Here is an 18,948-nt window from a genome sequence, read left to right as displayed (position 1 = left end):
GTCTCTTACGCAGCGAGCTGGGCATGCATTTCCTGCACGGAAATGACGTCCAGACTGTTCATGCTCTTCATGCCTTCCACGGCCGCTTCAGCACCGGCAATGGTGGTGAAGGTGGTCACGCGGTTGAGCAAAGCGGTGGTACGGATATGGCGCGAATCGGCAATCGCGTTGCGACGCTCTTCCACGGTGTTGATCACCATCACCACTTCATTGTTCTTGAGCATGTCCACAATGTGTGGGCGGCCCTCGGTCACCTTGTTCACCGGTTCGCAGGCAATACCTGCGGCAGTGATGGCTGCCGCCGTGCCTTTGGTGGCAATCAGGGAGAAGCCTTGCTGGGACAGCTCACGTGCCACATTGACGGCGCGCACCTTGTCGCTGGGCTTGACCGAGATGAACACTTTGCCCGATGGTGTACCGTCTGCATTGAAGGGGCGCGGCAGCTTGGTGCCCGCACCCAGCTGGCTCTTGACGAAGGCTTCGCCAAAGGTCTTGCCCACGCCCATCACCTCGCCGGTGGACTTCATCTCGGGGCCGAGGATGGTGTCCACACCCGGGAACTTGACGAAGGGGAAGACGGCTTCCTTGACGCTGAAGTAAGGCGGCGTGACTTCTTTGCTGATGCCTTGCGAGGCCAGGGTCTGCCCGGCCATGCAGCGTGCAGCGACCTTGGCCAGCTGGATACCGGTGGCCTTGGACACATAAGGCACAGTGCGCGAGGCACGTGGATTCACTTCAAGCACGTAAATGACGTCTTTGCCATCCACGTTCTGAATGGCGAACTGCACGTTCATCAAGCCCACCACGTTCAGAGCACCGGCCATGGCGGCAGACTGGCGCTTGAGCTCGGCCACGGTCTCTGCAGACAGCGAGTAAGGCGGCAGCGAACAGGCAGAGTCACCACTGTGCACGCCAGCTTGCTCGATATGTTCCATCACGCCACCGATGAAGGTCTTGCCTTCGGGGTCACGCAGACAGTCCACATCGCACTCGATGGCGTCGTTCAGGAAGCGGTCCAGCAGCACGGGGGAGTCGTTAGACACCTTAACGGCTTCGCGCATGTAGCGCTCCAGGTCGCGCTGCTCGTGCACGATTTCCATGGCACGGCCACCCAGCACGTAGCTGGGGCGCACCACCAAGGGGTAGCCCAGCGCAGCCGCCTTTTCCAGCGCTTCGCTTTCGGTACGTGCGGTGGCGTTGGGCGGCTGACGCAGGCCCAGCTCATGCAGCAGTTTCTGGAAACGCTCGCGGTCTTCGGCAGCGTCGATCATGTCGGGGCTGGTGCCGATGATCGGCACACCAGCAGCTTCCAGGCCCAAAGCCAACTTCAAAGGCGTTTGACCGCCATACTGCACGATCACGCCGGTGGGCTTTTCCTTCTCGACGATTTCGAGCACGTCTTCAAGCGTCAGCGGCTCAAAATACAGACGGTCCGAGGTGTCGTAGTCGGTCGACACGGTCTCAGGGTTGCAGTTGACCATGATGGTTTCGTAGCCGTCTTCGCGCATGGCGAGCGCGGCGTGCACGCAGCAGTAGTCAAACTCGATACCCTGGCCAATGCGGTTCGGGCCACCGCCCAGCACCATGATCTTCTTCTTGTTGGTGGGCTCGGCTTCGCACTCTTCGTCGTAACTGGAGTACATGTAAGCCGTGTCTGTCGAGAACTCGGCCGCACAGGTGTCCACGCGCTTGTACACGGGACGGATGTTCAGCGCATGGCGGCGGGCTCGCACCTCGCCTTCGGTGCTCTTGAGCAGCTTGGCCAGACGGCGGTCCGAGAAACCCTTCTTCTTGAGGGTACGCAGCTCTTCAGCCGACAGGTCCGCCAGGCTGTGCTTTTCAAGTTCGAGCTCAATGCGCACGATCTCTTCAATCTGAACCAGGAACCACAGATCGATCTTGGTCAGCGCATGCACTTCTTCCAGCGTCCAGCCTGCGGCAAAGGCATCGCCCACGTACCAAATACGCTCGGGACCGGGCTCACCCAATTCGCGCTCCAGGATTTCGCGGTCCTGGGTTTTTTCGTTCATGCCATCAGCGCCCACTTCCAGGCCGCGCAGGGCTTTCTGGAAGGACTCCTGGAAGGTTCGGCCCATGGCCATCACCTCGCCCACCGACTTCATCTGGGTGGTGAGGCGGTTGTCGGCCGTGGGGAATTTTTCGAAGGCGAAACGCGGGATCTTGGTGACCACGTAGTCGATCGAAGGCTCGAAAGACGCAGGCGTCGCACCGCCGGTGATGTCGTTGCGCAGTTCATCGAGCGTGTAGCCCACGGCCAGCTTCGCTGCAACCTTCGCGATAGGGAAACCCGTGGCCTTGGAAGCCAAAGCAGACGAACGCGACACGCGGGGGTTCATCTCGATCACCACCATGCGGCCATCAGCCGGATTGATGGAGAACTGAACGTTGGAGCCGCCCGTGTCCACACCAATTTCACGCAGCACCGCCAAAGAGGCGTTACGCATGATCTGGTACTCCTTGTCGGTCAGCGTCTGGGCCGGAGCCACGGTGATGGAGTCACCGGTGTGCACGCCCATCGGATCCAGGTTTTCGATCGAGCAGATGATGATGCAGTTGTCCGCCTTGTCGCGGACCACTTCCATCTCGTACTCTTTCCAGCCCACGAGCGATTCTTCAATCAACAGCTCGTTGGTGGGCGAAGCTTCCAGACCGCGCTTGCAAATCGTCTCGAATTCTTCGGCGTTGTAGGCGATGCCGCCACCCGTGCCACCCAGCGTGAAGCTGGGGCGGATCACGGTCGGGAAACCGACGCGCTTTTGAACGCCCCAGGCTTCGTCCATGCTGTGGGCAATGCCCGAGCGTGCAGAGCCCAGACCGATCTTGGTCATGGCGTCCTTGAACTTGAGGCGGTCTTCAGCCTTGTCGATGGCCTCTGGCGTGGCGCCGATCAGCTCGACCTTGTACTTGCCCAGCACGCCGTTGTGCCACAGGTCCAGCGCGCAGTTCAGCGCGGTCTGGCCGCCCATGGTGGGCAGGATGGCATCGGGACGTTCCTTGGCAATGATCTTCTCGACCGTCTGCCAGGTGATGGGCTCGATGTAGGTCACGTCGGCCGTGGCCGGGTCGGTCATGATCGTGGCGGGATTGCTGTTGATCAGGATGACTTTGTAGCCCTCTTCGCGCAGGGCCTTGCAGGCCTGCACGCCGGAGTAGTCGAACTCGCAGGCCTGACCGATGATGATCGGGCCGGCGCCGATGATGAGGATGCTTTTGATGTCTGTGCGCTTTGGCATGATTACTTGCCCTCCATCAGCTTGATGAAGCGGTCAAAAAGGTAGGCACTGTCGTGCGGACCGGGCGATGCTTCGGGGTGGCCCTGGAAGCAGAACGCGGGCTTGTCGGTGCGGGCCAGGCCCTGCAGCGTGCCGTCAAACAGCGACACGTGGGTGGCGCGCAGGTTGGCAGGCAAGGATTTTTCGTCCACCGCGAAGCCGTGGTTCTGGCTGGTGATGCTCACGCGACCGGTGTCCAGGTCTTTGACCGGGTGGTTGGCGCCGTGGTGGCCGAACTTCATCTTGAAGGTCTTGGCACCCGAGGCCAGGGCCATGATCTGGTGCCCCAGGCAAATACCGAAGGTGGGCGTGCCGGTTTCGATCAGTTCGCGTGCAGCGCTGATGGCGTAATCGCAAGGCTCCGGGTCGCCGGGGCCGTTGGACAGGAAGATGCCATCAGGCTTGTGCTTGAGCACTTCTGCAGCAGGCGTCTTGGCAGGCACCACGGTGACCTTGCAACCGCGCTCGGCCAGCATGCGCAGGATGTTTTTCTTGACGCCGAAGTCGTAGGCCACCACATGGAATTTGGGAGCCGTTTGCTCGCCATAGCCCGAGCCAAGTTTCCACTCGGTCTGCGTCCAGTCGTAGCCTTGTGCCACAGTGACTTTTTGGGCCAGATCCAAGCCGGCCATGGATGGCGCAGCTTTTGCAGCAGCGATGGCTTGATCGATGATGACTTGGGTCACTTCCTGACCAGCAGCCAGACCGACAATAGCGCCGTTTTGCGCACCCTTGGTACGCAAAACACGGGTCAGCTTGCGGGTATCGATGTTGGCGATAGCAACTGTGCCGTTGTCCTTGAGGTAGTCCGACAACGACTGGGTGCTGCGGAAGTTGGACGCCAGCAAAGGCAGGTCTTTGATGATGAGGCCTGCAGCATGGACCTTGTCGGCCTCGACATCTTCAGGGTTCACGCCATAGTTGCCGATGTGCGGATACGTCAGCGTGACGATCTGCTGGCAATAGCTGGGGTCTGTGAGGATTTCCTGATAACCGACGATGGAGGTGTTGAACACCACCTCACCGACGGTGGAGCCAGTGGCTCCGATGGAGTTGCCGATAAAGACCGTGCCGTCTGCAAGCGCCAGGATGGCGGATGGGAAGGTTCCCTGAAGAGACAAAAGCACTGGGTTCTCCGGTATGGTTCGGGTACGCCTCAGCGCTGGACAGGACAAACCTGCGGCTGCTTGTTCGAGGAAGGGGCCGGTGTTGCGAGCTGGGGCGTACGGGTTGATGCGGGAAAGCCCTTAATTATAGCGCAGACCTTACAGCGGTTTACCGCCTGAAAACCCTGTTTTGGCTCAGGATTGCCCGGCCGTGGCACTGGCATGCAGACAAATGGCTGCAGCTGTGGCCACATTAAGGGACTCTTCGCCGCCAGGCTGGGCTATGCGGACTTTCTGCCCGGCCAAAGCGGCCAATTCGGGACTCACGCCCTGCCCTTCGTGGCCCATGATCCATGCGCAGGCCGCGGGCAGTTGTTGATGGCCAATGAGCTCATGCAGATACGGTCCTTCGTGCACATCGGTCGTCAAAATGGGCAGCTGCAGCGACTGCACAGCAGCCAGGTCAGCACCCTCCACCAAGCGCAAACCGAAATGCGCGCCCATGCCGGCGCGCAGCACCTTGGGTGACCACAGGGCCACCGTGCCTTTGATGGCCAGCACTTGCTTGAAACCAAAGGCCGAAGCACTGCGCAAAATCGCACCCACATTACCAGGATCCTGCAGGCGGTCTAGCACCACGGTAGGCGTGTGCACATCGGCTTGGAGCAGCCCGGGCCAGGACAGCAAAAAGCCATAGTCAGCGGGCGATTCAAGCGTGCTCAGTTCATCAAACAAGGCGTCTTCCACCACCAGGCATTTGCGGGCCATGTCTGCGCCTGGCGGTGTCTGGCGGCTCCAAGCACTGCGTTTGACCACCAGCGCCTCGGGCACACTGCCGCGCAGCAAGGCTGCTGAGCACAAGTGCTCACCTTCCACCCAGACCTGGCCAGACTTGCGGTAGCCCGCAGGATCCTGGATTTGCTTGCGGATTTGCTTGAGCAAAGGGTTGTCGCGGGAGGTGATCTCAATCATGGGTGGGCGTGTGTGAAATCAGGCTGGCGCGCACCGGCGCGAACGTCATGCGGTGCCAGGGCGTCGGCCCCAGGCGTTGCAAGGCTTGCAGGTGCACTGCGGTGCCGTAGCCTTTGTGCTGATCAAAGCCGTAATCCGGATAACTTTCGTGCCAGGCCTGGCACAAGCGGTCGCGGTGTACCTTGGCCAAAATCGAGGCCGCAGAAATGGCGGGGACCTTGGCGTCGCCTTGAACAATGGCCTCTGCGCGCACATCGATCACGGGCAAGCGGTTGCCATCGACCAGCACTTTGGTAGGCTTGAGCCGCAGGCCCTGCACCGCGCGCTGCATGGCCAGCAGCGTCGCCTGCAGGATGTTGAGAGTATCGATTTCCTGGACGCTGGCTTCGGCAATGCAAAAACACAAAGCTTTGGCACGGATCTCATCAAACAGCTGTTCTCGTTTGCGCGCAGTGAGTTTTTTGGAGTCGTTGAGACCGGCAACAGGGCGCTGATCGTCCAGCACCACAGCCGCGGCGACCACAGGACCAGCCAAAGGCCCCCTGCCCGCTTCATCAACACCTGCAATCAAGCCTGGCCCGTCAAAGTTGAAGGGCTGCTGGTCAACAAGAGGGCTTTTAACGGCCAAGGACTTTTTCGATCGCATGGGTGGCCAGTTGCGCCGTGGGGCGAATCAGGGTCTGGTGCATGGTTTCAAATTGCTGCTGCACTTGCGCCACGCGTTGTGGGTCATCCAACCATTGCAGGGTTTCCTGCGCCAGTCGCTCTGGCGTGCAATCGCTTTGCAACAGCTCAGGCACCACAAAGTCTTGTGCCAGGATATTGGGCAAACCCACCCAAGGCTGCAGTTTTTTGCGCCGCATGATGGCCCAGCTCAAGGCATTCATGTGGTAACCAATCACCATGGGGCATTTGAACAAGGCCGCTTCGAGCGTGGCGGTTCCACTGGCGATCAGTGTCACATCACAAGCAGTCAACGCAGCGTGCGATTGGCCTTTGAGCAAAACCAGATTCTTGAGCCCACCGGCCTGCTGCACGGCAGCCTGAACATCCGCATGCAAAGCCGGCACAGCGGGCAACACAAACTGAAGCGCCGGTTTTTGCTCCAACATACGCTGCGCAGCCTGCACAAACCGGACTGCAAGTTGGTCAATCTCGGAGCGGCGACTGCCCGGCAGCAAAGCCACCACGGGCCTGTCCGCATCCAACCCCAGCTGCTGTCGCGCAGCGGCTCGATCCGGATGCATGGGAATGACGGGCGCCAGCGGGTGGCCCACATAGGTGGCGTCAACGCCCTGCCCGCGCAACAGGGCTTCTTCAAACGGGAAAATGCACAGCATGTGGTCCACACTGCGGCGAATCTTCTCGATGCGCTCTGGCCGCCAGGCCCAGATGGACGGGCACACAAAATGCACCGTGGGAATACCCTTCTCGCGCAAAGCGGCTTCCAGGTCCAGGTTGAAATCGGGCGCATCCACGCCAATGAACACATCCGGCGGCTGTGCGATCAATTGCTCACGCAACTGTTTGCGGATGCCCACAATCTCGCGGTAATGGCGCAGGACTTCAAAGTAACCGCGCACCGCCAATTTTTCGTAAGGCCATTGCGCTACAAAACCACGGGCCTGCATGGCGGGACCACCAATACCCTTACCTTGCGCCTGGGGCCAGCGTTGCTGCAAGCCCTCGATCAGCAAAGCGGCCAGCAAGTCGCCTGAGACTTCACCGGCAACCATGGCAAACGACAAAGCCCCCTCGGGGGCTTGCGTCGTGAGCGTGTCGGAAACCATCACCGCACGATCCCTCGCTCTGGCGAACCTGCAGAGAGGAAGTTCACCATCATGTCCACATCGGCTTGCGCCTCGGGAATGGCCTGCGCCAGCTGCGCAATTTCGGCCTTGGCCTGGTCTAGCGTCAGAGACTGACGATAGAGCAGTTTGTGCATGGCTTTGACCGCGCGAATACGCTCAGCCGAGAAGCCGCGGCGGCGCAAACCTTCAAAGTTCATCGCCCGTGCTTGGGCAGGCTGACCTTGCGCCATGACGAAAGGCGGCAAGTCGCCAAACAACAAGCTGTTCATGGCGGTAAAGGCATGGGCCCCAATGCGGCAGAACTGGTGCACCACCGTGAAGCCGCCCAGAATGACCCAGTCATCCACGTGCACATGGCCCGCCAATTGTGTGTTGTTGGCAAAAATCGTGTGGTTGCCGACCACGCAATCGTGTGCCAGGTGCACATAGGCCATGACCCAGTTGTCGTTGCCCAAGGCGGTGTAACCCAGGTCACCGGGCGAGCCAATGTTGAAGGTACAAAACTCACGAATCGTGTTGCGATCGCCAATGCGCAACTCGCACGGCTCGCCCTTGTACTTCTTGTCCTGCGGAATCGCCCCCAGCGAGTTGAACTGGAAAATGCGGTTGTCCTGGCCGATGGTGGTGTGGCCCTCAATCACACAATGGGCGCCCACCGTGGTGCCGGCGCCAATTCTGACGTGCGGCCCAATGACGGTGTAAGGTCCAATCTCGACACTGCTGTCGAGCTCAGCTGCCGGGTCCACCAAAGCCGTGGCGTGAATGCGCGTCATGTCCCGACCTGTCAGGCGATGGTTCGCATGGTGCACATGAGTTCAGCTTCGACAGCCACCTCATCACCCACCCAGGCTTTAGCGCCAAACTTGAAGATGCCTGCTTTCATGCGCAGCAGGGTTACGTCCAGCGTGAGCTGGTCACCTGGCTCCACAGGTCGCTTGAAACGCGCACCGTCAATACCCGCAAAGTAGTAAACCGTTTTGTCATCAGGCGTGGTGCACAGTGTGTCAAAAGCCAGCAAAGCCGCGGCTTGGGCCAGCGCTTCGAGCATGAGCACACCCGGCATCACTGGACGGTGCGGAAAGTGCCCGGTAAAAAACGGCTCATTGATCGTCACATTCTTGAGCGCCTTGATGCGCACGCCTTTTTCTACTTCCAGCACACGATCGACCAGCAAAATTGGGTAACGGTGCGGGAGCTGTTTGAGAATTTGATGAATGTCCATCATGGTCAGGGTTCCTGTTGCGGATGTTGTTGTTCGATGCGCTTGATGCGCTCACGCAGTTGATGCAATTGTTTGAGTGAAGCCGCGTTCTTTTCCCACTTGGCATTGTCGTCGAGCGGGAACATGCCCGTGTATTGCCCTGGCTTGAGGATCGAGCGCGTCACCACACTGGCGGCTGAAATGTGCACGTGATCGGCCAACGTCAGGTGCCCCAGCACCACGGCGCCGCCACCTACGGTGCAATGCGCACCAATGCGCGCACTGCCCGCCACACCCACACAACCCGCCATCGCCGTGTGCGCACCAATGTGCACGTTGTGGCCAATCTGGATCAGGTTGTCGAGTTTGACGCCATCTTCAATCACGGTGTCATCCAAAGCACCCCGGTCAATGCAGGTGTTGGCACCAATTTCAACGTCGTTGCCAATGCGCACAGCGCCCAGCTGTTCGATCTTTTCCCACGTACCTTGCACAGGCGCAAAACCAAAGCCGTCAGCCCCGATCACTACCCCCGCATGCACAAGGCAGCGCTCGCCAATCTGGCAATCGTAGCCAACGGTCACACGGGAACGCAAAACCGTACCTGCACCAATCACAGCCCCCTCTTCGACTACGCACAAAGGGCCAATGCTGGCGTCGGGGGCAATACGTGCGCTAGGGTGAACCACTGCACTCGGGTGCACCCCTGTAGGGTCTGCCGGGCGATGCGCCTGTTTCCACAAACGGGTCAGTCGCGCGAAATACAGGTAAGGGTCGGGCGTAGCAATGGCTGAGGTACCAGCCGGCACACTGGACAGAAACTCGGACTTGAGAATGACGCAAGCCGCCTGCGTTTGAGCCAGCTGGGCAATGTATTTGGGGTGGCTCAGAAAAGCGAGCTGGGCAGGGCCTGCACTTTGCAGCGGCGCCAGGCCTTCAATCACGCGGTCGGTCGGACCCGACAGCTCCCCACCCAGAGCCTTGACGATGTGTTCAAGCGTCAGTGACACAGGCAAGCAGGCAGCCGATTACTTGGCTGCAGCGTTGAGGGCTTTGAGCACCTTGTCAGTGATGTCGTGCTTGGGATTCACGTACACGGCGTCCTGAAAGATCACATCGTATTTTTCCGATTCAGCCACTTGCTTGACCGCACGATTGGCTCGCTCGATGACAAGCTGCTGCTCTTCGTTCTTGCGGGAGTTCAGGTCTTCCTGGAATTCGCGGCGCTTGCGCTGGAACTCGCGGTCTTGCTCCACCAGCTGCTTTTGACGGTTCACGCGCTGGGACTCGGACAGCGTGGGTGCTTCGCGTTCGAGCTTCTCAGAGGCCGCCTTGATGGTGTTACCCGCATCCACCAGCTCTTTTTCACGCTTGGAAAACTCCTGCTCCAGCTTGCCTTGGGCTTGTTTGGCCGCTTCGGCTTCACGGAAGATGCGCTCGGTGTTGACAAAGCCCATTTTGAAATCTTGCGCGTGGGCCACGGCTGCCGCCGACAACACCACAACCGAAAGGAAACGGGCGATAGAGAGGTTACGCATAGTCATTAGAAGGCAGTGCCAATCTGGAATTGAAGTTTCTGGATTTTATCCGTGGCTTCCTTACGCAGAGGAACACCATAGGAAAAACGCAAGGGGCCCACCGGCGAGATCCAGCTCAGGCCGATACCCGCAGAGCCACGCAGCTTGTTAAGGGCCATGTTTTCGCCTTCGGCGTAAACGTTACCGAAGTCGGTAAAAGCAAATAAGCGCAATGTCTTGTCAGCGCCGGCACCTGGGAACGGCGTCTGGAATTCGGCGTTAAAAATAAGCTTTTTGGCACCGCCAATGTAAATATCTGGAACACCCGTCGGATTCGAAACTTGGGAAACGGGTCCCAAACTGTTCTGCTCAAAGCCACGAACACTTCCCAAACCACCGGCATAGAAATTCTTAAACACGGGGTAAGACTCACCATTCATGCCTTTACCCCAACCAAACTCAGAGTTGAAGGCCAGTGTGTATTTTTTGGTCAATGGGAAATACTGCTGAAACTGATACGTTCCTCTTATGTAACGGCTATCCCCAGCAACACTCCAATCAGCATTGACGCGCTGGTAGGTACCTTTGGAAGGCACCAGTGCACTGTCACGCCCATCTCGCGCCCAGCCAAGAGTCAAAGGAATTGCTGATTTAGTACCAACAGGATACTTATCTGGTCTATACAAACCTTCGTTAACGGTGTTTCGCTCCAGGTTCGCCCCAACAAACACCGTGTCCTTCTCAGTCACAGGCAAGCCAAACTTCAGACCCACGCCCTGGTTCACCATGCTGTAGGTGCTGTTGTCCACCGTGGTCAGGTAGGGGCGCGTGGTCCGGTGGAACACATCGACCGTGCGCGAAATACCCGAATCGGTGAAGTACGGATTGGTATTGCTGACCACTGCGGTACGGTTGTACTTGCTGGTATTAAGGTTGATGGCCAGGTATTGACCCGTACCAAAAGCGTTTTCCTGGGCAATGCCAAAGGTCAGCGCCAGCTTTTCGGTGGACGAGAAGCCGGCCCCCAGCGAGATGCTGCCCGTAGGCTTTTCGGTCACATTGAACACCAGGTCCACCTGGTCGGGCGAGCCGGGCACTTCCTGCGTTTCCACTTCGACCCCCGTAAAGAAGCCCAGGCGGTCCACGCGGTCACGCGACAGACGAATCTTGTCGCCGTCGTACCAGGACGCTTCCATCTGGCGGAACTCGCGGCGAATCACTTCGTCGCGCGTGCGGTTGTTGCCCGTGACGTTGATGCGGCGCACATAAGCGCGGCGCGAGGGGTCACCCACCAGCACAAACTCCACCCGGTTGTTGCTGCGATCAATCTCGGGACGCGCTTCCACACGCGCAAAGGCGTAACCAAAGTTACCGTAGTAGTCGGTAAAGGCCTTGGTGGTCTGCGCCACAGTTTCCGCGTTGTAGGGTTGACCAGGCTTGATGCTGACCAGCGCCTTGAACTCGTCTTCCTTACCGAGAAAGTTGCCTTGCAACTTCACGCCGGACACGACAAAACGCTCACCTTCGGTCACGTTGATGGTGATGAACATCTGCTGCTTGTCTTCGGACATCTCCACTTGCGTGGAGTCGATGCGGAACTCCAGATAACCACGGCCCAAATAGTACGAACGCAGCGCTTCGAGGTCGGCATTGAGCTTGGTGCGGGAATAGCGGTCAGCCTTGGTGTACCAGCTCATCCAGCCGCCGGTGTCCAGCGAGAACTGGTCGCGCAAGGTCGATTCGGTGAACGCCTTGTTGCCCACAATGCTGATTTGCGCAATCTTGGCGGGGCCACCTTCGGTGATGGTGAAAGTCAGGTTCACGCGGTTGCGGTCAATCGGCGTGGTGGTTGTGACCACCTGCGCGCCGTACAAGCTGCGCGAAATATATTGGCGCTTGAGCTCCTGCTCTGCCTTGTCGGCCAGTGCCTTGTCAAACGGACGGCCCTCGGCCAGACCCACGTCCTTGAGGGACTTGGTCAGCATGTCCTTGTCAAATTCCTTGAGGCCTACAAACTCGACTGCAGCCACGGTGGGGCGCTCCTGAACCACCACGACCAGCACGTCGGCCTGGGTTTCCAGGCGAACGTCCTTGAACAGCCCCAGCGAAAACAGCGAGCGAATGGCCGCAGCGCCAGCTTCGTCCGTGAAGGTATCACCCACACGGAACGGCAGGGAAGCGAACACCGTTCCGGACTCCACGCGTTGCAAGCCTTCCACGCGGATGTCCTTGAGTTTGAAAGGCTCCACTGCCCAGGCTGGCAGCACCGAACCCAGCCAGCCAGCAGCGGCCAAGGCCAGGGCGACAGCGTGTTGACGTCGGGAAAAAATGCGCATGCTGTTCCTCGTTATGAAGCTTTGTTTTGATGATAACCGAGCGGCGTCATTGTCCGAACTTTTGTATGACGGTTTGGGCCTGTTCGCGGCCCTTGCGGTCCAGCTCCAGCAGGTCCTGCAAATTGGATGGCTCCCGAACGGCCACATCGGCCAGTGTCTGGTGATTGACCTGGTAAATCTGATCAAAGCGGATGCGCCGATCCAAAAAGGCTTGAACCGCCATTTCGTTGGCCGCGTTCAAGATGGCGCAGCTGCCCGGGGTGCTCTCCAGGGTTTGCCAGGCCAGCTTGATGCCTGCAAAACGCTCGGGGTGTCCATGGTCATCCATGGCTTCAAAAGTCATGGCGGCCATGCGGTGAAAATCCAGCGCCGTCGCACCCGAGGTGATGCGCTCGGGCCAGCTCAGCCCGTAGGCAATCGGTACCCGCATGTCGGGAGTGCCCAGTTGGGCCATCACCGAAGTGTCCTTGTACTGCACCATGGAGTGGATCACGCTTTGCGGGTGAATCACCACCTCGATCTGCCGGGGCTGCATGCCGAACAAATAACGCGCCTCAATCACTTCCAGCGCCTTGTTCATCATGGTGGCCGAGTCCACCGAAATCTTGCGTCCCATGACCCAGTTGGGGTGGGCGCAGGCCTGCTCGGGCGTCACATCCTTGAGCGTGGCCACGTCGCGCTGGCGGAACGGCCCACCCGAGGCCGTCAGAATGATTTTTTCAACACGCTCCTGCCAGGTCGAAGGGTCTTCGGGCAAGGACTGGAAAATGGCAGAGTGTTCGCTGTCGATGGGCAACAAAGTCGCCCCGCCCTCGCGCACGGCACTCAAAAACACATCCCCGCCCACCACCAACGCTTCCTTGTTGGCCAGCAGCAGGCGCTTGCCTGCACGCGCCGCGCTCAGGCATGGTGACAAACCGGCAGCGCCCACAATCGCGGCCATGACCACATCGACCTGCGGGTCGCAGGACACATCGTCCAGTGCATCTGCGCCCCAACGCACCTGGGTACGCAGCCCTTCAGCCGCAAGACGCGACTGCAATTCACGCCCTGCTGCTTCGTCTGCCATCACGGCCCACACGGGCGTAAAAGCAGCGCAGTGACGCACCATCGCATCCACTTGCGTGGCCGCTGTGAGGGCAAACACCTCGAATTGATCACGATGGCGCGACAACACATCGAGCGTGTTGCCGCCAATGGAGCCCGTCGCACCTAAAACAGTGATAAGTTGCTTAGCGGCTGCTGTACTCATGCGCCTCCCAAAGTCACCAGCATCATGCTCAAAGGCAAAGTGGGCAGCAAGGCATCCACACGGTCCAGCACACCGCCATGGCCGGGCAGCAGTTGAGAGCTGTCTTTCATGCCTGCACTGCGCTTGACCAGCGACTCCACCAAATCACCCACCACGCTCATGGCGGTCAAAAAGACCAAAGCGAGCACGGCCCACGCCGCTCCACGCTGAAACAGCAAGGTGTAAAGACTTGGGCCATCAACCGCCAAAGTGCTCTCCAGACGTTGCCAGCCCCAGGCCAACACGCACACTCCCAAAAAGCCGCCCAAAGCACCTTCCCAACTCTTGCCTGGGCTGATGGTGGCCGCAAGCTTTCGGCGAATGATGCGCCCGCCCAAAGCGCGGCCAAAAAAGTAAGCCGCAATGTCAGCCACCCAAACCAGTGCCATGGACGAGAGCAAAAAGTTGACGCCCAGTACCCGGGCTTGCGACAAGGCCAGCCAGGCCGCTGCAATCAACAACAAACCCAGGGGCCAGCGCGCAGCCAAAGGCCACTGCGCCCAGCCAAGCACACCGCGGCGCAGCATCCAAACGGCAAGCAAGACCCACAGCACGCCCACCCCCTGCCACAGCCAAGGCGTAGGTTGCTGCACCCAACCGGAAAGGTAGGCATCAGCGCACAGCCCCAAAACCAGCAAAGACCCCACCACACTGGCGCCAAAGTTCATGCCCTGCAAACGCCCCCACTCCCAGGCACCTGCGGCAATAAAAACCAACGTCAAAGCCATCCAGGGCCAGGCCACCGGCGCAAACAGGGCCGGCAGCAGCAGCGCCAGCAAAACCACGGCCGTGATCACGCGTTGCATCAGCATGCTTGCGCTCCAGTAAAAAGGCCGCACGAGGCGGCCTGAAGATGGTGGTTGTGCATCAGGGCAAACGTGGCCATCAAACGGCCATGATGTCTTGCTCTTTGGAGGCGACCAGCTGGTCGATCTCGGCAATGCGCTTGTCAGTCATTTTCTGGACATCAGCCTCGGTACGCTTTTGATCGTCCTCGGTGGCCTCTTTGTCCTTGACAAGTTTTTTGACCGATTCGTTGGCATCACGGCGCAGATTGCGCACCGCGATTTTGGCGTTTTCGCCTTCGGCCTTGACCAGCTTGGTCATTTCCTTGCGGCGCTCTTCGCTCATGGGCGGCATCGGCACGCGAATCAGGTCGCCCATGGAAGCGGGGTTCAGGCCCAGATCGCTTTCGCGAATGGCCTTTTCAATTTTCTGACCCATGCCCTTTTCCCAAGGCTGGACGCTGATGGTGCGCGAATCGAGCAAGGCCACGTTGGCCACTTGCGACAAGGGCACTGGGGAACCGTAGTACTCCACCATGATGGTGTCGAGCAACTGAGGATTGGCGCGACCCGTACGGATCTTGCTCAGGTTGTTCTTGAAGGCGTTGATGGACTGCTCCATCTTGGCTTCGGCGTTTTTCTTGATGTCTGCAATGCTCATGAGGGTCTCCGGGAGAATCGATCAGACGTGCACCAAGGTGCCTTCGTCTTCGCCCATGACGACGCGCTTGAGGGCGCCGTTCTTGAAAATGGAAAACACCTTGATCGGCAATTTCTGGTCGCGGCACAACGCAAAGGCGGTCGCATCCATGATGCCCAGGTTGCTCGAAATGGCTTCGTCAAAGCTGATGGTGCTGTAACGCGTGGCCGACGGGTCTTTCTTGGGGTCTGCGGTGTAGACACCATCGACCTTGGTGGCCTTAAGCACCAGCTCGGCACCGATTTCAGCACCGCGCAGGGCAGCAGCCGTGTCGGTGGTGAAGAAGGGATTGCCCGTGCCGGCGGCAAACACCACGACCTTGCCCTCTTCGAGATACTGCAGGGCTTTGGGGCGCACATAGGGCTCGACCACCTGGTCAATGCCGATGGCCGACATGACGCGGGCCGTCAGGCCCACCTTGTTCATGGCATCGGCCAGAGCCAGCGAGTTCATGACCGTGGCCAACATGCCCATGTAGTCGGCCGTGGCACGGTCCATGCCAGCGGCGCCGCCAGCGACGCCGCGGAAGATGTTGCCCCCGCCAATGACCACCGCCACCTCGACACCCAGATGGGTCACCTCAGCCACCTCTTGCACCATGCGCTCGATGGTGGCCCGGTTGATCCCGAACTGGTCATCGCCCATGAGGGCCTCACCGGACAGCTTCAGCAAAATGCGCTTGTGGGCCGGTTTGGCAACGGTCATGGGCAAATCTCCAGGCGTAAAGGTTTGGTCAGTAGTTTAACGGGGGAACGAAGAAAAAGATCAGGCTTGACCCTGAGCAGCAGCCACCTGGGCAGCCACTTCAGCAGCAAAGTCGTCCACTTTCTTCTCGATGCCTTCGCCCACCACGTAGAGCGTGAAGGCTTTGACCGTCGTGTTGGCAGCCTTGAGCATTTGCTCAACGGTCTGCTTGTCGTTTTTCACGAAAGGCTGGTTGAACAAAGACACCTCTTTGAGGTACTTCTGCACAGAACCTTCGATCATCTTGGCGGCGATGTCAGCGGGCTTGCCGGATTCGGCGGCTTTGCCTTCGGCCACGGCACGCTCTTTGGCGATCAGGTCGGCAGGCACATCGGCGCTGGTCAGGGCCACAGGCTTCATGGCAGCCACGTGCATGGCCACATCCTTGGCGGCTTGCTCTTCGCCAGCGAACTCGACCATCACGCCAATGCGGGTGCCGTGCAGGTAAGTGGCAACCTGGCTGCCTTCCACGCGCTTGAAGCGACGGAAGCTCATGTTCTCGCCGATCTTGCCGATCAGGCCTTTGCGCACTTCTTCCAGCGTGGGGCCAAAGCTGTCCTGGCTGTAAGCCAGAGCGCCCAGGGCTTCCAGGTCGGCGGGGTTGTGCTTGGCCACCAGTTCGGCAGCAGCGTTGGCCAGGGCCAGGAAGCTGTCGTTCTTGGTCACAAAGTCGGTTTCGCAGTTGACTTCGATCATGGCACCCACGGTGCCTTGCACGCAGCTGGCAACCACGCCTTCGGCGGTCACGCGGGAAGCGGCCTTGCCGGCTTTGGTGCCCAGCTTGACGCGCAGGATCTCTTCGGCCTTGGCCATGTCGCCATCGGCTTCGGTCAGGGCTTTTTTGCACTCCATCATGGGTGCGTCGGTTTTGCCACGCAGTTCAGCAACCATGCTTGCGGTGATAGCAGCCATTGTGTTCTCCGGTATTCAGTGTTCAGGTCAGGTTAAAAAAAAGGGGCCTCAGAGCCCCTTTTGATGGGTGATCAGCGATCAGGCCGCGACTTCGACGAACTCGTCGGAGCCTTCGGCGGCCACAGCCTGGGCCACTTCGGCCACGGCGTTGGCACGGCCTTCCAGAATCGCGTCAGCGATACCGCGGGCGTACAGAGCGACAGCCTTGGCGGAGTCGTCGTTACCAGGGATCACGTAGTCGATGCCTTCGGGCGAGTGGTTGGAGTCCACCACGCCGATCAGGGGGATGCCCAGTTTTTTGGCTTCGGCGATGGCGATCTTGTGGTAACCCACGTCCACCACGAAGATGGCGTCCGGCAGGGTGTTCATGTCCTGGATGCCGCCGATGTCTTTTTCCAGCTTCTCGATTTCGCGCTTGAACATGAGCTGTTCTTTTTTGCTCATGGCATCCAGACCGGCTTCTTGCTGGGCCTTCATGTCCTTCAGGCGCTTGATGGAGGTCTTGACGGTTTTGAAGTTGGTCAGCATGCCGCCCAGCCAACGCTGGTCAACGAAAGGCATACCGGCGCGCTGGGCTTCAGCAGCCACCAGCTCGCGCGATTGGCGCTTGGTGCCTACCATCAGGATGGTGCCACGGTTGGCGGCCAGTTGCTTGGCAAACTTGGCTGCATCCTGGAACATCGGCAAGGATTTTTCCAGGTTGATGATGTGGATCTTGTTGCGATGGCCAAAAATGAAGGGGGCCATCTTGGGGTTCCAGAAGCGGGTTTGGTGACCGAAGTGGACGCCGGCTTCCAGCATTTCACGCATGGTGACGGACATTTTGAATGCTCCAAAGGTTAAGTCTTAAATCCTGCCCGACAATCACTGCATGCAGCGACACCTTGTGAGGACAGGTTTGCGATTTCTTTGCGCGCTTTGACGCCCCCAATGGGCGCCCCAGTTCGCAAAGCCTTGAGATTATAGCACCCGGGAATACCCTGAACCTATGAACACCACACGCCTGCCCCTTGCCCACCGCCCGGCCCCGGTCTGGAAAACAGCGCACTTGCACCAGCTGGAAAGCCGCTGGCAACAGGCCAGCCCCCAGCCACTCATGGACCAAGCTGGCCTCGCCTTGGCCCAGCTTGCCCTGGCTTTGGCCCCACACGCCCGCCAAATCTGCGTCTTTGCGGGTCCCGGCAACAACGGCGGCGATGGGCTTGAAGCCGCCATGCATCTGCGCCGCTGGGGCCGCCCTGTGCAGGTCCGCCTGCTGGCCGAGCCAGACAAACTGCCTGCGGACGCCCGCCGTGCCTACGGGCGGGCTGTAGAAGCTGGCGTGGTTTTTACGCCTATGGCCACCCCCTTGAGCCTGAGCACGCAAGACTTGTGCATCGACGCCCTACTGGGCCTGGGCACCACACGCGAGCCACAAGGCGCGCTGCTGGCAGCGATTGAACAAATCAATCAATGCGCAGCCACCGTGCTGGCGGTGGACATCCCCTCCGGGCTTCACCCGGACAGCGGCCAAGCCTTCGGCGATGCCGTGGTGCAAGCCGACCACACCCTCACCTTGCTCGCAGCCAAGCCCGGCCTGTTCATGGGCATCGGGCGCGATGTGTGCGGACAGCTTTGGCTCAACGATCTGGATTTGCCAAAAAGTCTGGCCGAGGCCACACCGCCCGATGCCTGGATCAACCAACCCACCTCGCCCTCGCCCGCTCTGCATGCCAGCCACAAAGGCACCCGTGGCGATGTAGCGGTGGTGGGAGGCCAAAGCGCATCAGACGGCGCCACCGGCATGACCGGCGCAGCCGTGTTGGCCGCCACAGCAGCGCTGCACACTGGCGCTGGGCGTGTGTTGCTGGGCTTGCTCGGCCCCGCGCCTGCGGCTACGTCATGGCCTGCAGACCTGATGCTGAGCCGCCCCGAAGACCTGAACCTGCAAAACTTGACCGTGGTCGCTGGCTGCGGCGGCGGACAAGCCATGGCCGAACACATGGGCCGACTGCTCCAACACAGCGCACGCCTGGTGCTGGACGCCGATGCGCTCAATGTGCTGTCGCGCGACCCGTGGTTGCAAGACCTGCTCAAAAAGCGCCGCCCCCAGACAACCGCCCTCACCCCCCACCCTCTGGAGGCTGCGCGGCTCTTGCAAACCACTACGGCGCACATCCAGTCCGACCGTCTGAATGGTCGTGAAGATGAGTCCGCCCGCGGGACGGTTCATCAGATGTTCTCGTAACTCAGCACGGGAATTTGCTTGTTTCGGTGTCTCACCTAGAAGATCACCCGCAC

17 protein-coding genes are annotated in these 18,948 nt (G+C 59.7%); 1 reads left to right on the top strand and 16 read right to left on the bottom strand.

Features of this window, described 5'->3' with window-relative positions; all coding sequences use genetic code 11:
• Window positions 1-5: 5 nt before the first annotated feature.
• From carB to rpsB, 16 genes are all read right to left on the bottom strand, one after another.
• Window positions 6-3,254, bottom strand: coding sequence for a carbamoyl-phosphate synthase large subunit (gene carB, locus AAFM15_RS06395; RefSeq protein WP_341685877.1), 3,249 nt, complete (start codon window positions 3,252-3,254; stop codon window positions 6-8).
• Between the two features lie 2 nt (window positions 3,255-3,256).
• Entirely contained in the window at window positions 3,257-4,420 is a 1,164-nt protein-coding gene (carA, locus tag AAFM15_RS06390; protein WP_341685876.1) for a glutamine-hydrolyzing carbamoyl-phosphate synthase small subunit, read from the bottom strand.
• A gap of 174 nt (window positions 4,421-4,594) precedes the next feature.
• Window positions 4,595-5,371, bottom strand: coding sequence for an RNA methyltransferase (locus AAFM15_RS06385; protein ID WP_341685875.1), 777 nt, complete (start codon window positions 5,369-5,371; stop codon window positions 4,595-4,597).
• Complete coding sequence (gene rnhB / locus AAFM15_RS06380; protein ID WP_341685874.1) at window positions 5,364-6,017, bottom strand: ribonuclease HII; 654 nt, start codon at window positions 6,015-6,017, stop codon at window positions 5,364-5,366. The genes AAFM15_RS06385 and rnhB overlap by 8 nt, the downstream gene beginning before the upstream one ends.
• Window positions 5,989-7,161, bottom strand: a complete 1,173-nt coding sequence (lpxB, locus tag AAFM15_RS06375) for a lipid-A-disaccharide synthase (protein ID WP_341685873.1) — start codon at window positions 7,159-7,161, stop codon at window positions 5,989-5,991. The genes rnhB and lpxB overlap by 29 nt, the downstream gene beginning before the upstream one ends.
• Window positions 7,161-7,955 (bottom strand): acyl-ACP--UDP-N-acetylglucosamine O-acyltransferase, encoded by a 795-nt coding sequence (gene lpxA, locus AAFM15_RS06370; RefSeq protein WP_341685872.1) that lies wholly within the window; start codon window positions 7,953-7,955, stop codon window positions 7,161-7,163. The genes lpxB and lpxA overlap by 1 nt, the downstream gene beginning before the upstream one ends.
• Before the next feature lie 11 nt (window positions 7,956-7,966).
• Window positions 7,967-8,407, bottom strand: coding sequence for a 3-hydroxyacyl-ACP dehydratase FabZ (fabZ, locus tag AAFM15_RS06365; protein WP_341685871.1), 441 nt, complete (start codon window positions 8,405-8,407; stop codon window positions 7,967-7,969).
• A gap of 2 nt (window positions 8,408-8,409) precedes the next feature.
• The gene (gene lpxD, locus AAFM15_RS06360) at window positions 8,410-9,393 is read right to left on the bottom strand and encodes a UDP-3-O-(3-hydroxymyristoyl)glucosamine N-acyltransferase (RefSeq protein WP_341685939.1); all 984 of its coding nucleotides are present in this window, start codon (window positions 9,391-9,393) and stop codon (window positions 8,410-8,412) included.
• 18 nt (window positions 9,394-9,411) lie between these two features.
• A complete protein-coding gene (locus AAFM15_RS06355; protein ID WP_341685870.1) occupies window positions 9,412-9,921 on the bottom strand; it encodes an OmpH family outer membrane protein in 510 nt (169 codons plus the stop codon).
• 5 nt (window positions 9,922-9,926) lie between these two features.
• Window positions 9,927-12,236 (bottom strand): outer membrane protein assembly factor BamA, encoded by a 2,310-nt coding sequence (gene bamA, locus AAFM15_RS06350; protein ID WP_341685869.1) that lies wholly within the window; start codon window positions 12,234-12,236, stop codon window positions 9,927-9,929.
• A 46-nt stretch (window positions 12,237-12,282) separates the two neighbouring features.
• Window positions 12,283-13,488: a 1-deoxy-D-xylulose-5-phosphate reductoisomerase gene (gene ispC / locus AAFM15_RS06345; protein ID WP_341685868.1), complete on the bottom strand. Its 1,206-nt coding sequence runs from the start codon at window positions 13,486-13,488 to the stop codon at window positions 12,283-12,285.
• Window positions 13,485-14,339 carry a phosphatidate cytidylyltransferase gene (locus AAFM15_RS06340; protein WP_341685867.1) on the bottom strand — a complete coding sequence of 285 codons (855 nt, stop codon included), beginning with the start codon at window positions 14,337-14,339 and terminating at the stop codon, window positions 13,485-13,487. The genes ispC and AAFM15_RS06340 overlap by 4 nt, the downstream gene beginning before the upstream one ends.
• A 73-nt stretch (window positions 14,340-14,412) precedes the next feature.
• Window positions 14,413-14,973, bottom strand: coding sequence for a ribosome recycling factor (gene frr, locus AAFM15_RS06335; protein WP_341685866.1), 561 nt, complete (start codon window positions 14,971-14,973; stop codon window positions 14,413-14,415).
• 21 nt (window positions 14,974-14,994) lie between these two features.
• On the bottom strand, window positions 14,995-15,717 hold the full coding sequence (gene pyrH / locus AAFM15_RS06330; protein ID WP_341685865.1) for a UMP kinase: 723 nt from the start codon (window positions 15,715-15,717) through the stop codon (window positions 14,995-14,997).
• 60 nt (window positions 15,718-15,777) lie between these two features.
• Window positions 15,778-16,668, bottom strand: coding sequence for a translation elongation factor Ts (gene tsf, locus AAFM15_RS06325; RefSeq protein WP_341685864.1), 891 nt, complete (start codon window positions 16,666-16,668; stop codon window positions 15,778-15,780).
• A gap of 78 nt (window positions 16,669-16,746) precedes the next feature.
• Window positions 16,747-17,490: a 30S ribosomal protein S2 gene (gene rpsB, locus AAFM15_RS06320; RefSeq protein WP_341685863.1), complete on the bottom strand. Its 744-nt coding sequence runs from the start codon at window positions 17,488-17,490 to the stop codon at window positions 16,747-16,749.
• 166 nt (window positions 17,491-17,656) lie between these two features.
• On the opposite strand from rpsB, the gene AAFM15_RS06315 reads away from it, so the two are divergent.
• Window positions 17,657-18,895 (top strand): NAD(P)H-hydrate epimerase, encoded by a 1,239-nt coding sequence (locus AAFM15_RS06315; RefSeq protein ID WP_341685862.1) that lies wholly within the window; start codon window positions 17,657-17,659, stop codon window positions 18,893-18,895.
• Window positions 18,896-18,948 lie beyond the last annotated feature (53 nt).

It is taken from the genome of Limnohabitans sp. (genome assembly GCF_038134685.1).
Lineage (GTDB): Bacteria > Pseudomonadota > Gammaproteobacteria > Burkholderiales > Burkholderiaceae_C > Limnohabitans_A.
Note: the sequence above shows the minus strand (reverse complement) of the source record. Positions and strands in the feature narration are given on the sequence as shown.